This is a genomic window from Pseudomonas boreofloridensis, from assembly GCF_030580795.1.
Taxonomy (GTDB): domain Bacteria; phylum Pseudomonadota; class Gammaproteobacteria; order Pseudomonadales; family Pseudomonadaceae; genus Aquipseudomonas; species Aquipseudomonas boreofloridensis.
Genome location: NZ_JAUQOQ010000004.1, coordinates 70,589 through 83,299, shown reverse-complemented (window position 1 = coordinate 83,299; position 12,711 = coordinate 70,589). Strand labels below are relative to the sequence as shown.

General features: G+C 63.3%; 7 protein-coding genes, 2 tRNA genes and 1 pseudogene. 2 read left to right on the top strand and 8 right to left on the bottom strand.

The window, feature by feature from the left end:
• Nucleotides 1-34 precede the first annotated feature (34 nt).
• Both Q6A47_RS06295 and rimO read right to left on the bottom strand, forming a co-directional pair.
• Complete coding sequence (locus Q6A47_RS06295; RefSeq protein ID WP_029613474.1) at nucleotides 35-493, bottom strand: GNAT family N-acetyltransferase; 459 nt, start codon at nucleotides 491-493, stop codon at nucleotides 35-37.
• Nucleotides 494-579: 86 nt separating this feature from the next.
• Entirely contained in the window at nucleotides 580-1,911 is a 1,332-nt protein-coding gene (gene rimO / locus Q6A47_RS06290) for a 30S ribosomal protein S12 methylthiotransferase RimO (RefSeq protein WP_304483592.1), read from the bottom strand.
• Between the two features lie 287 nt (nucleotides 1,912-2,198).
• Between rimO and Q6A47_RS06285 the strand changes: the two genes are divergently transcribed.
• On the top strand, nucleotides 2,199-4,097 hold the full coding sequence (locus Q6A47_RS06285; RefSeq protein WP_304483590.1) for a potassium transporter Kup: 1,899 nt from the start codon (nucleotides 2,199-2,201) through the stop codon (nucleotides 4,095-4,097).
• A 37-nt stretch (nucleotides 4,098-4,134) separates the two neighbouring features.
• Here Q6A47_RS06285 and Q6A47_RS06280 read toward each other — a convergent pair whose 3' ends face one another.
• From Q6A47_RS06280 to Q6A47_RS06265, 4 genes and pseudogenes are all read right to left on the bottom strand, one after another.
• Entirely contained in the window at nucleotides 4,135-5,427 is a 1,293-nt protein-coding gene (locus tag Q6A47_RS06280) for a virulence factor family protein (RefSeq protein ID WP_304483588.1), read from the bottom strand.
• Nucleotides 5,427-8,050: pseudogene (mprF, locus tag Q6A47_RS06275) on the bottom strand (bifunctional lysylphosphatidylglycerol flippase/synthetase MprF). The gene Q6A47_RS06280 and the pseudogene mprF overlap by 1 nt, the downstream one beginning before the upstream one ends.
• Before the next feature lie 255 nt (nucleotides 8,051-8,305).
• Nucleotides 8,306-8,382: transfer RNA gene (locus tag Q6A47_RS06270), tRNA-Met, on the bottom strand.
• A 121-nt stretch (nucleotides 8,383-8,503) separates the two neighbouring features.
• Nucleotides 8,504-8,580, bottom strand: a tRNA-Met gene (locus Q6A47_RS06265).
• 249 nt (nucleotides 8,581-8,829) lie between these two features.
• Between Q6A47_RS06265 and dinB the strand changes: the two genes are divergently transcribed.
• On the top strand, nucleotides 8,830-9,888 hold the full coding sequence (gene dinB, locus Q6A47_RS06260; protein ID WP_304483779.1) for a DNA polymerase IV: 1,059 nt from the start codon (nucleotides 8,830-8,832) through the stop codon (nucleotides 9,886-9,888).
• A 39-nt stretch (nucleotides 9,889-9,927) separates the two neighbouring features.
• On the opposite strand, the gene Q6A47_RS06255 is transcribed toward dinB, so the two are convergent.
• On the bottom strand, nucleotides 9,928-10,881 hold the full coding sequence (locus Q6A47_RS06255) for a hypothetical protein (protein ID WP_029611906.1): 954 nt from the start codon (nucleotides 10,879-10,881) through the stop codon (nucleotides 9,928-9,930).
• A gap of 20 nt (nucleotides 10,882-10,901) precedes the next feature.
• Entirely contained in the window at nucleotides 10,902-12,617 is a 1,716-nt protein-coding gene (locus Q6A47_RS06250; RefSeq protein WP_116888785.1) for a proline--tRNA ligase, read from the bottom strand.
• Nucleotides 12,618-12,711: the final 94 nt, after the last annotated feature.

Here is a 12,711-nt window from a genome sequence, read left to right as displayed (position 1 = left end):
CCGGACCCTTTCATGCGATGTTCAAGGCCCGGTCCTACCCGGCGATCGCCCGCAGTTGCATGTGCAGCAGCGGATACGGCTGACCCAGCCCGTCGGTGTCCGAGCGTCCCGTCACCTCGAAGCCTTCGTGCAGGTAGAAAGCCAAAGCTTGCGTATTCTGCTCGTTGACATCCAGACGCTCGGCGCCGAGCACCTCGATGGCGTGGCGCAGCAATTTCTTGCCGACGCCTTGACCGCGGGACTCCGGTGCGACGAACAGCATGTCGACATGGCCCTTGGACACGCCGGCGAAACCGAGGATGCGGCCTGCGCCATCACGGCAGCAAGTCAGCATCACAGCGTCCAGGTAGCGGTTCAGGACCTGCTCGCGCAACAGCACGATGTAGTGCTCCGGCAGGAAATCGTGGGTGGCTCGGACGGAGGCTTCCCAGACGCGTACCAGCTCCGGATAGTCCGTGTAGTGCGGCGTATGGAGCGTCAACGTCGAGGTCATGGTCAGCGCCTGGGATTATCGAAGAGGCCACAGCAGCGGGCGAGGCGGTTGGAAAACCGTCACGCCGCCGCCACCGGGGATGTCGCTCAGATGGGTTCGGCCCACATGTCGTACTCGTCGGCATCGACGATGCGGCAGCGCACCTTGTCGCCGGGCTTGAAGCCGTGATCGCCGTCGATGAACACGCTGCCGTCGATCTCCGGCGCATCGAAGAAGCTGCGGCCGACCGAACCCTGCTCCTCGACTTCATCGATCAACACCTCGATTTCCTTGCCGATACGCAGTTGCAGGCGTGCGCTGCTGATGGCTTGCTGGTGAGCCATGAAGCGGTCCCAGCGATCCTGCTTGACGTCGTCCGGCACCTCTTCGAGGCCCAGATCATTGGCCGGGGCGCCTTCGACCGGCGAATACTGGAAGCAGCCGACGCGGTCGAGCTGGGCTTCGGTGAGCCAGTCGAGCAGGTACTGGAAGTCTTCCTCGGTTTCGCCGGGGAAACCGACGATGAAGGTCGAGCGGATGACCAGTTCCGGGCACTGCTCACGCCACTGCTTGATGCGCGCCAAGGTGCGGTCCTCGAAGGCCGGGCGCTTCATGGCCTTGAGCACTTTCGGGCTGGCGTGCTGGAAGGGGATGTCCAGGTACGGCAGGATCTTGCCGGCGGCCATCATCGGGATCACGTCGTCGACATTGGGGTAGGGGTACACGTAGTGCAGGCGCACCCAGGCACCCAGGCTGCTCAAGGCTTCGCACAGTTCGAGCATGCGCGTCTTCACCGGACGGCCGTTCCAGAAGTCGGTCTTGTACTTGACGTCCACGCCGTAGGCGCTGGTGTCCTGGGAGATCACCAGGATCTCCTTGACGCCCGCCTTGACCAGCCGCTCGGCTTCACTCAGCACTTCACCGACCGGGCGGCTGACCAGTTTGCCGCGCATCGAGGGAATGATGCAGAAACTGCAGCTGTGGTTGCAGCCTTCGGAAATCTTCAGGTACGCGTAGTGGCGCGGGGTCAGCTTGACGCCCTGAGGCGGTACCAGGTCGATCAGCGGGTTGTGGTCCTGGCGCGGCGGGACCACTTCGTGAACGGCGTTGACCACCTGCTCGTACTGCTGAGGGCCGGTGACCGACAGCACACTGGGGTGCACGTCGCGGATAGTGCCTTCCTCGACGCCCATGCAGCCGGTGACGATGACCTTGCCGTTCTCCTTGATTGCTTCGCCGATCACTTCCAGCGATTCGGCCTTGGCGCTGTCGATGAAGCCGCAGGTATTGACCACCACCACGTCGGCGTCTTCGTAGGTCGGCACGACTTCGTAGCCTTCCATGCGCAGTTGGGTGAGGATGCGCTCGGAGTCGACCAGGGCTTTCGGGCAACCCAGGGAGACGAAGCCGACCTTCGGCGTGGCGGGAGTGGTGGACATGGCTAACCTCGGTATTGAAACAGGTCGCCCCGGCCGTTGGCGGAGCGATCCAGGCGGGCGTTTTCAGCGCCTCTGATCAAAAAGTGCGCAATTCTAGCGAGCACGGGGTCGCTTGACCAGCACAAAAGCGACGAGCGCTGCGCTATGCTTCGCGCCGTCGACTCTGGCTGTCGCCAATGGCTGGAGCACGACGGCGGTTCGGACGTCTCAGGCTGTGCTTTGAAGTCTGCGCAGTGCGTCCGGTGCGAATACTATCGGCCCGGTGGGGCCGTCTGCGGGAGTGGTCGATGGTTCAGGCAAGCAGTCACGCCGAGGGCGGGCACGGGGCGGCACGGCCGTTGGGCCTGCTGGTGGCAGCTGTGGGGGTGGTCTATGGCGATATCGGCACCAGCCCGTTGTATACGCTCAAGGAAGTCTTCACCGGTGGTTACGGCGTACAGGTCGACCATGACGGGGTGCTGGGCATTTTGTCGCTGATTCTCTGGTCGCTGCTGTGGGTCGTGTCGTTCAAGTACGTCATGTTCATCCTGCGCGCGGATAACCAGGGCGAGGGCGGCACCATGGCACTCACCGCGCTGGCGCGACGCGCCACGGCCGAATATCCGCGCTTGCGCATGCTGATGGTCGGCTGCGGGCTGGTCGGCGCTTCGCTGTTCTATGGCGACAGCATGATCACGCCGGCGGTTTCCGTGCTGTCGGCGGTTGAAGGTATGGGGCTGGCATTCGAGGGTATCGACCATTGGGTGGTGCCGATCTCGCTGGTGGTGCTGGTGGCGTTGTTCTTGGTGCAGAAGCACGGTACCGAGAAGATCGGCAAGGCATTCGGACCGATCATGGTGGTGTGGTTCCTGGTGCTCGCGGTGCTCGGCGTGCACGGCATCCAGCAGAGCCCTGAGGTACTCAAGGCGTTCAATCCGGGATGGGCGCTGAACTTCTTCATCGTCCATCCGGGCATGGGCGTGGCCATTCTTGGGGCCGTGGTGCTGGCACTGACCGGCGCCGAAGCCCTCTACGCCGACATGGGCCATTTCGGCCGCAAGCCCATTGCCCGGGCCTGGTTCGCCCTGGTGCTGCCGGCACTGGTGCTCAACTATTTCGGCCAGGGTGCGATGCTGTTGCAGAACCCGGAAGCGGCGCGCAACCCCTTCTACCTGCTGGCCCCGAACTGGGCCTTGCTGCCGCTGGTGGCGCTGTCCACCCTGGCCACGGTGATCGCTTCGCAGGCGGTGATTTCCGGGGCCTTCTCCCTGACTCGCCAAGCCATCCAGCTCGGTTATGTGCCGCGCATGCAGATCCAGCACACCTCCAGCGATGAGCAGGGCCAGATTTATATCGGCGCGGTGAATTGGACGCTGATGGTGGGCGTGGTGTTGCTGGTCATCGGGTTCGAGTCGTCTGGCGCCTTGGCTGCGGCCTACGGCGTCGCGGTGACGGGCACCATGCTGATGACCACCATCCTGGTCGCTGCGGTGATGCTGCTGCTGTGGAAGTGGCCGCCGCTGCTGGCCGTCCCCTTGTTGGTGGGCTTCCTGCTGGTAGACGGGCTGTTCTTCGCTGCCAACGTGCCAAAGATCGTCCAGGGCGGTGCCTTCCCGGTGTTGGCGGGGATCGTGCTGTTCGTGTTGATGAGTACCTGGAAGCGTGGCAAGCAGATCCTGGTGGAGCGCATCGACGAGGGCGCGCTGCCGTTGCCCGTGTTCATCGGCAGTATCCGTGTCCAGCCACCGCACCGGGTCGAAGGCACCGCAGTGTTCCTGACTGCGCGGGCGGACGCTGTGCCCCACGCGCTGTTGCACAACATGCTGCACAACCAGGTGCTGCACAGCCAGGTGGTGCTGTTGACGGTGGTTAGCGAGGACCGTCCACGGGTGCCGGAGGCCGAGCGCTTCGAGGTGGAAGCCTATGGCGACGGCTTCTTCCGGGTGCTGCTGCATTTCGGTTTCATGGATGAGCCGGACGTGCCGGCAGCGCTGCGCCTGTGCCATCTCGATGCGCTGGATTTCAGCCCCATGCGTACCACCTACTTCCTCAGCCGCGAGACGGTGATCGCCTCACGTCTGGTAGGCATGTCGCGCTGGCGCAGCAACCTGTTCGCCTTCTTGCTGAAGAATGCCAACGGCAATCTGCGCTTCTTCAACCTGCCGCTGAACCGGGTGATCGAGCTGGGCACCCAGGTCGAGATCTGACTGAAACCACAAGGGCCGCGATGCGGCCCTTGTGATGTTACTGCTCGGCGACGTTCGATTTGCCCTGGCGGGTCTCGATCTCACCGATCAGGCGTTTGGCCAACGCCGGGTAGTTCTCGTCGAAATGGTGGCCGCCTGGCAGTTTCAGACGCTCGCCCACCGCGGTCTTGTCGGTGCAGCCGCTTTCGTCGGTCTCTTCCTCGCCGTAGATGCACACCACCTTGGCGGCCGGCAACTTGGCCATGTCCGGGCCGGTCGGCGCCTCCTGACCTTCCTTGCCGAGCCAGCCTTCGACTTCGATCTCGAAGCTGCCGCTGCGGGCAAAGGCCAGCAGGATGACGGCGTCGATACGTTTTTGATCGGCTTCAGGCAGGCGATTGTAGATGGCCGGCAACACGTCGGCACCGAACGAGTAGCCGGTCAGCACGAAGCGCTTGGTGCCCCATTTCTGGCGGTAGTGCTGCATCAGTTCCGACAGGTCGGCGGCGCTCTGCTCAGGGGTTTTGTGCTGCCAGTAGTAACGCAGCGTATCGATACCAACCACCGGATAGCCCAGCTTGGCCATCTCGCCGGCGACATCGCGGTCCAGGTCGCGCCAGCCGCCGTCGCCGGAGAGGAACAGGGTGACGGTGTCCGTGGTTTGTCCGGCCGGCACCTCGACCACGGGAATGGCCAGTGCATTGCCGTCGCGGCCTACCAAGACCTGCGTCAGTTGGGCCTTGAGCACTTGCGGCAAGTGAATGTCGTAGTCGCTGATGCTGGTCTCGGCATTGGGCTGATCACGCACGAAGGCGGCGCTGGCGTCATCCGGATTGTCGTTCCAGGCCACGTTCCAGTGACCGTGCGCAGCCGTCTTGGGCATCGCCACCTGGCAGCCAGGCTGTTCGAGATTGAAGTCCACCGAGATGGCGCGCGCCTTGTCGTCGCGTTGCGCGGCGAGCCAGCGCCACGCTTGGGAGGCGCCTGGACCGATGCCGGCGACGAGGGTCGGTTTCCCGGACAGCTTGGCCATGGCCTGGTCCAGCGCCACTTGCTGTTTGCCGCAGTCGCCAGTCGGCAGGATCACCTGCACCAGCTGCGCTTCGCCGGCTTGGCTGAGGTCGAGCAGTTGCTTGTCGGTCAGTGCCTGATCGTGCGGCACGCCGACGGCCACCAGGCTCTTGGCACGCACGCCGGGCGTGACCCGGGTCAGGTTGCTGCCATCGTCCAGCGTGAGGTGTTCGATTCGGGCTTCGGGCGCAGGGCGAGTCCACATCCAGAAGGCCACGCCGCCGGCCAATGCGGCCAGCAGCACGGGGATCAGCAGGTACAGCCAGTAACGTCGGATCATCAGCGTTTCACCAATCCAGTCAGGCCGCCAGCAATCAGGGCGGCGGTATCGGCCAGTGCGACCAGGGGATCAAGCCCGGCAGGCACTGCCATGTAACGAGGTTCCCAGTCCGGCTGGAACTTGTCCTTGAAGCGCCGTAGCCCCTGGAAGTTGTACAACTGCTCGCCGCGCTGGAACACCATCGAGCCCAGGCGTTGGGTCAGGGGGGCGCCGCGGCGTGGTTGCAGACCAGACAGCGGCACCATGCCCAGGCTGAAGCGGGCGTAGTCGTGGCTTTTGTAATGCAGGATCAGGCCGAGCATCATGAATTCCATGGTCAGCTTCGGCGCTTCAGGATGGGCGCGCATCAGGTCCAGGCTGGCCAACTCGTTGCTGTGGGTTTCCAGCAGGTTGGCGAACGCCACCGGGCGGCCTTGGAAGCGGATCAGGGCGATACGGAAGTGCTGGAGGTACTCCGGGCTGAAGCGGCCGAGGGAGAAGCCTTTTTCGCGTACGTTCTTGCCGGCCAGCCAGGCATTGGAGATTTCCCGCAGTTCCTCGAGAGGTGCCAGGCCCGGCTCGTGGACTTCCAGGGTGAGGCCGTCGCGTCCGCCTCGGTTCCAGGTGTAGCGCAGGTCCTTCATCTCCTTGCCCTTGGCTTCCAGGTCGAAGCGGCGCAGGTCGACCCGCGCCTCCTCGCCGAGCTTGATCGCGGTCAGGCCGATGTCCATGTAGAACGGCAGGTTCTCGGCGCGGACCTGGTAGAACACGGGGCGAGCATGGTGCAGGTCGCACAGGTCGCGGAACTGCCAGATCATCTCGGCGCGCTCCTGGGCCGGACCGATCGGATCGTACAGCGCGACCAGGCTGCGGCCGCGACGGGCATACATGAGGAACGCATTGTCGTTGGGGTGGAATAGCAGCGCTTTGTCGCCGGTCAGCGCCAGACCACCGTCGGGCTGGTCGGAGGCCAGCAGGACGCGGTTGGCGCGCTGCAGTTCTTCTTCAGTGGGCAGGTGGATAACCGGACGCGCAGTGCGCAACAGCCAGGTCAGCGCGACGATCACCAGCAGTACCGCACTGCCCAGCGCGGCGCGCAGGCCACGCGGGGCATCGGCGTCGAGGGTGAACTGCCACCAGAGCCTGTGGCTGTAAGGCACGTCTTGGTAGGCGAACAGCAGCAGCCAGACCGAGGCGCCGACCACGCAGGCACTGGCCACCAGGTAAATGGGCGAGAAGGGCAGTTCGAGCAGGCGGCTGGGTCGGTAGAACGAGCGGCGGAACAGCGCAAGGAGGGCGGTGGTGAAGATCATCATCGACGCCTCTTCCCAGTCGAAGCCCTTGAGCAGCGAAAGCAAGGCGCCGGCCAGCAGCAGGATGGTAGTCAGCAGCCAGGCTGCCGACAGGCGTCGCCGCAGCCCCTGGGCCAGCAGCAGGCACAGTACGCCGATCAGGCTGGCACCGAAGTGCGAAGCGTCGATCAGTCGATGCGGAATGAGAAAGCCCATGTGCTCCAGGCGGCTGTCGATCTCAGGGGTCACGCCGGAGAACAGCAGCACCACTCCGGAGAGAAAGACCAGGATGGCCAGTACCGGAGCGGCCAGCCCCGAGGCGGCCTTGATCGCTTGCTGCGTGAACAGCAGGCGACGGGCCTCGTTGACCAGCAACAGCACGCAGGCGACCAGCAGCGGCAGTACCACGTAGATCAGCCGATACAGCAGCAGCGCGGCAGCCAAGGGCGCAGCACCCAACTGATTGGCGAAGGCTGCCAGCAGGATGGCTTCGAACACGCCGACACCGCCAGGAACGTGACTGAGTACCCCGGCCGCCAGGGCCAACAGGTACACCAGGACGAACGCGCCGAAGGGGGGCGCCTCGGGCAGCAGCAGGTAGAGCACCGTGGCAGCCGCGGCCACGTCTAGTGCGGTGATCAGCAGTTGCAGGCCGGTCAGGCGCGCGCTGGGCAGGCGCAGCGTGCGACGGCCCAGCTTGACCAGCAGGTTGTCGGCCAGCGGCTGCTCTTCGGCACGGCGACGATACAGGCCGATGGCGAGGATCGCGCTCGCCAGCAGCACCGCAGTGGCAATACTGCCTAGCAGAAGTGGCGACAGCCGCAGCGCAGTAGAGGCCGATTGCAGATCGCTCAGCGTTGCCAGCGCAGCCAAGGGTGGCAGAGCACAACCCAACGACAAGCTGGCGAAAACGGTCATCCGCGCCACTTCGGCAGCGCCGATGCCCTGCCTTGCGTAAAGCCGATAGCGCACCGACCCACCTGACAGCATGGACAGGCCGATGGCGTTGCCGATGGCGAACGCGCTGAAGCCGCCCAGCACCATGATCCTGGGCGGCAGCTTGACGCCCGCATAGCGGGCCGCCGACCACTCGTAGCCCAGCAGAATGACGAAACCTGCCGCTGTGGCGACGAACGCACCGAGCAATGCCTCGCGCGGCACGCTGAGCATGGCGTCGTGCAGCGCATAGATGTCCAGCTCGCTGAGCAGGTGGCGGCAGGCGATCAAGGCCATGGCGAACAGCAGCAGCGTGATTGCCAGCCCTATAGGTTGGCGATATTTGCTCAGTCGCTCCAGCCACGGCAGGCGCTGTGCGGCAGTGGGCAGCGCGGCGGTGATGGGGGCCTGGGAATCGGGAGAGCTGGAAGTCATGAGATACCTCGGACAACGGGCGCGAGGCAGAGGAGACGTGCGGCCAAGTGAAAGTCCCTTTGGAAAACGTGTCCAGATAGTACTCCGGGTGGAGCAGCTTTATCCGTTTCAGGTTAGTTAAAGTTAGTTCATTGAGGTGGCAGACGGCTACAGCGTGCGCAGGCGAAATTTTTTAAACGCCGAACGCAACAAGCCCCGCACTATCCTGGGATAGGCGGGGCCTGTTCTGACGAATATGGTTGCGGGAGCCGGATTTGAACCGACGACCTTCGGGTTATGAGCCCGACGAGCTACCAGGCTGCTCCATCCCGCGTCAGTGGTGCGCATTCTACGCAATGTAGCTGGGGTGTCAAGCGTTAATCTTTGATTTTAAGGAATATTTTTCCAGGGCAAAGAAAAAGGCCACTGTGTGAACAGTGGCCTTCTCTCGAATCTGGTTGCGGGAGCCGGATTTGAACCGACGACCTTCGGGTTATGAGCCCGACGAGCTACCAGGCTGCTCCATCCCGCGCCTGTGGAAACGAATTCTACGCAGATCCTTGAGGGAGTCAAGCTTTATTTCAAAAAAACCTTTTTTGTTCAATCTCTTAGCGTTGTGCGGGTGAGCATCGCCCGATGTTGCCTCTTGGGCAATGCTGTTTCAGCGGTGTCGCTAGGTGCGCACGGATGCGTTTGACAGTGCATGTCGGGGGCTGACGGCACATGGAAGCCATGCTGTAATATCTGTATGAATTTACAGTGGTAACTGTCATCCATGTCTCTGCGCAAGATCATCCACATCGATTGCGACTGCTTTTATGCGGCCATCGAGATGCGTGACGACCCGCGTCTGGCAGGTCGGCCCATGGCCGTGGGCGGGCAGCCGGGTCAGCGCGGGGTGATCGCCACCTGCAATTATGAGGCGCGGGCCTACGGGGTACGTTCGGCAATGTCCTCAGGGCACGCCGTGAAGCTGTGCCCCGACTTGTTGATCGTCAAGCCGCGCTTCGAGGCCTATCGTGAAGCCTCCAGGGAGATTCACACGATCTTTCGCGACTACACCGACCAGATCGAGCCCTTGTCGCTCGATGAGGCGTATCTGGATGTCACCGACAGCCAGTGGTTTTCCGGCAGCGCCACGCGCATTGCCGAAGATATCCGCCGGCGTGTCGCGAAAACCCTGCACATCACCGTGTCTGCCGGAGTGGCGCCCAACAAGTTCCTCGCCAAGATCGCCAGCGACTGGCGCAAGCCCAACGGGCTGTTCGTGATCAGGCCGGAGCAGGTCGAAGCGTTCGTCGCCGAGTTGCCAGTTGCCCGCTTGCATGGCGTCGGCAAGGTCACTGCCGACAAGTTGTCGCGGCTTGGCATCGATACGTGCCAGGCGTTGCGCGCGTGGTCACGTCTGAGCCTGGTGCGCGAATTCGGCAGCTTCGGCGAACGGCTGTGGGGGCTGGCCCATGGAATCGACGAGCGTGCCGTGCAGACCGACAGCCGGCGTCAGTCCGTCAGCGTGGAGAACACCTACGATAATGACCTGCCGGATCTGGGCAGTTGTCTGGAGAAATTGCCAGACCTGCTCGAGACCTTGAATCAGCGGATCGCGCGGATGGACGCGAGCTACCGGCCGGACAAGCCCTTCGTCAAGGTCAAGTTCCATGATTTCAGTCAGACCACCTTGGAGCAGGCAGGGGCGGGCAGGGATCTGGAGAGCTACCGGCAAATGCTCAGTCAGGCGTTCGCTCGCGGCGGCAAGCCGGTGAGATTGCTAGGGGTCGGGGTGCGGCTTCGTGACTTGCGCGGAGCCCATGAGCAGCTGGAGTTATTTTCCACGCTATAAAGGAAGGGCCGCATTGCGGCCCTTTCAGGGTGCTGGCGGCTATCGCTCGCCTGGATCGGCAACCAGTCGGCCCGTTTCCTTGGTCAGGGTCTTGAGGAATTCCTGCTGCAGCTCCGGATCGTTACGGGTCAGTTCGATCAGACTCTGCTCCAGCTCGCTGGCTTCCTCTTCCAGGCCCAGCTCCGAAAGGCGCTTGACCCGGTGTACCCACTGACCCACGTCATCGTCCTCGAGATCGTCGAAGATCAGCTCGCGCGCCTCCACCAGCTTGCTGCGCAGGCCGGCGCTCACCAGCAGGCTGGCGTCGCCGCGAATACCGCTGTCCTCGTCGACGACCGCCAGGTGCAGCGTGCCGACACGATTGAGGTTCTGCTCGGCGAACGGGCTGTCGAGCAGGTTCAGGCGCAGTACGCCATTCTTGTCAGTGGTCAGTTCATGGGTTTTGCTGCCGGCCTTGACCTCGACCAGACGCTCGTTCCATGGCAGGCGAGTGAATTCCTCGCGTTGGTCCTTCTGCACTTCGCTGATGCCCGCCAGGTTCTGCTGGGCGCGCCCGTTGGACTGCACGTTCATGAACGGATTGAGCCCAGCAAGGCCATAGCTCAGCCAATCGTGGGTGACGCTTTCGGGCAAGCTATCGAAGGTGAGCACGTTGACCACATTGGCACCGATGCCGGCCACCACGGCCACCGCGCCCAGCGGAATCTCGTAGATCTCCCGCCAGGGTTGGTAGGGCGTGTAGCGGTCGTAGCGGCGAGTGACCTCGAACTCGGTGACTTCGAAGCGCCGCTGCTCGTTGACGCGCACGCGTCGTTGCGGCAGCTCCATGACCTTGGGCTCGCCGACATCGATCTGCAGACTGTGTTCGAGCAGTTTGCGCTCGACACGCTCCTCGTGTTCGCTGCGCTGGGACATCTGGTTGGCGCAGCCGCTGAGGAACAGGGCGCCGCAGAGTGCGGCGCCCCCCAGGGTAAAGGTACTTCGCTTGGACATGGTCACTCGTGCAGTATGGGTCAGCGGCGGATGCGGGCCTGCAGGAAGGTCAGCACTTCGTTCAGTGGCAGCGGTTGTGCGTCCTGCTCGGTACGGTGCTTGTACTCCAGGTTGCCGTCGGCCAAGCCTCGGTCGCTGACGACGATGCGATGTGGGATGCCGATCAGTTCCATGTCGGCGAACTTGATGCCGGGGCTGGTCTTCTTGTCGCGGTCGTCCAACAGCACCTCGAAGCCGGCCGCCGTCAGCTCGGCATACAGTTTGTCGGTGGCTTCGCGTACGGCGTCGGTTTCGTAGCGCAGGGGTACCAGGGCGATCTGGAACGGCGCCAGGGCGTCATTCCAGATGATGCCCTTGTCGTCGTGGCTCTGCTCGATGGCCGCAGCAACCACGCGAGAGACACCGATGCCATAGCAGCCCATGGAAAGCACTACGGGCTTGCCGTTTTCGCCCAGTACCTGGCACTTCAGCGCTTCGCTGTACTTGGTGCCGAGCTGGAAGATGTGCCCCACCTCGATACCGCGCTTGATCACCAGCGTGCCTTGGCCATCCGGGCTCGGGTCGCCTTCGACCACATTACGCAGGTCGGCCACCTGTGGCACCGGCAGATCGCGCTCCCAGTTCACGCCAAAGTAGTGTTTATCGTCGATGTTGGCGCCGATGCCGAAGTCGCTCATCAACGCGACCGAGCGGTCGATGACGCATTCCAGTGGCAGGTTCAGCGGGCCCAGCGAGCCGGCGCCGGCGCCGATGGCGTCGCGCAATTCCGCGTCGCTGGCCATGACCAGTGGGTCGGCGACCTGTTCGAGCTTGGCGGCCTTGATTTCGTTGAGCTCATGATCACCACGTACCACGAGGGCAACCAGCTTGCCTTCCTCGCTGCCGCGCACGATCAAGGTCTTGACGGTCTTCTCGATCGGCAGGCCGAAGCTCTCCACCAATTGGGCGATGGTCTTGGCGTTGGGCGTATCGACCAGGCGCAGTTCTTCGGTGGGCGCCGGGCGCACGGTTTCGCGCGGAATCGCTTCGGCTTTCTCGATGTTGGCAGCGTAGTCGGAGCTGTCGCTGAAGATCACATCGTCCTCGCCGGAAGAGGCCAGGACATGGAATTCGTGGGAGTAGCTACCGCCAATGGAGCCGGTGTCGGCTTGCACGGGCCGGAAGTCCAGGCCCAGGCGGGTGAAGACGTTGGTGTAGGCCTGGTGCATGCGGTCGTAGGTTTCCTGCAGCGAAGCCTGGTCGGCATGGAAGGAGTAGGCGTCCTTCATGATGAACTCGCGGCCACGCATCAGCCCGAAGCGCGGACGGATTTCGTCGCGGAACTTGGTCTGGATCTGATACATGTTCAGTGGCAATTGCTTGTAGCTGGACAGCTCGTTGCGCGCCAGGTCGGTGATCACTTCCTCGTGGGTCGGGCCCACGCAGAACTCACGGTCATGACGGTCCTTCACCCGCAGCAGCTCAGGGCCGTACTGCTCCCAGCGCCCTGACTCCTGCCACAGTTCAGCGGGCTGGATGCTGGGCATGAGCACTTCGAGGGCGCCGGCAGCGTTCATTTCTTCGCGCACGACCTGCTCGACCTTGCGCATTACCCGCAGGCCCATCGGCAGCCAGGTGTACAGGCCGGAGGCCAGCTTGCGGATCATGCCGGCGCGCAGCATGAGCTGGTGGCTGATGACGACGGCGTCTGCCGGAGTTTCTTTCTGGGTGGCGAGCAAATATTGACTGGTGCGCATGGGAAGCCGTGTCGATTGCCTGAGTATTTGAAAAGACCCCGCATTGTACGGGCGTCAGAGGAAGGCGTACAGGATGCCGCAGGGCGCCTGCCTT

Excerpts from the sequence above, each read along its gene's own strand:
- rimO (WP_304483592.1), bottom strand. The coding sequence starts at position 1,911 with ATGTCCACCACTCCCGCCACGCCGAAGGTCGGCTTCGTCTCCCTGGGT.
- Q6A47_RS06280 (WP_304483588.1), bottom strand. The coding sequence starts at position 5,427 with ATGATCCGACGTTACTGGCTGTACCTGCTGATCCCCGTGCTGCTGGCC.
- Q6A47_RS06255 (WP_029611906.1), bottom strand. The coding sequence starts at position 10,881 with ATGTCCAAGCGAAGTACCTTTACCCTGGGGGGCGCCGCACTCTGCGGC.
- Q6A47_RS06285 (WP_304483590.1), top strand. The coding sequence starts at position 2,199 with ATGGTTCAGGCAAGCAGTCACGCCGAGGGCGGGCACGGGGCGGCACGG.
- Q6A47_RS06295 (WP_029613474.1), bottom strand. The coding sequence starts at position 493 with ATGACCTCGACGTTGACGCTCCATACGCCGCACTACACGGACTATCCG.
- Q6A47_RS06250 (WP_116888785.1), bottom strand. The coding sequence starts at position 12,617 with ATGCGCACCAGTCAATATTTGCTCGCCACCCAGAAAGAAACTCCGGCA.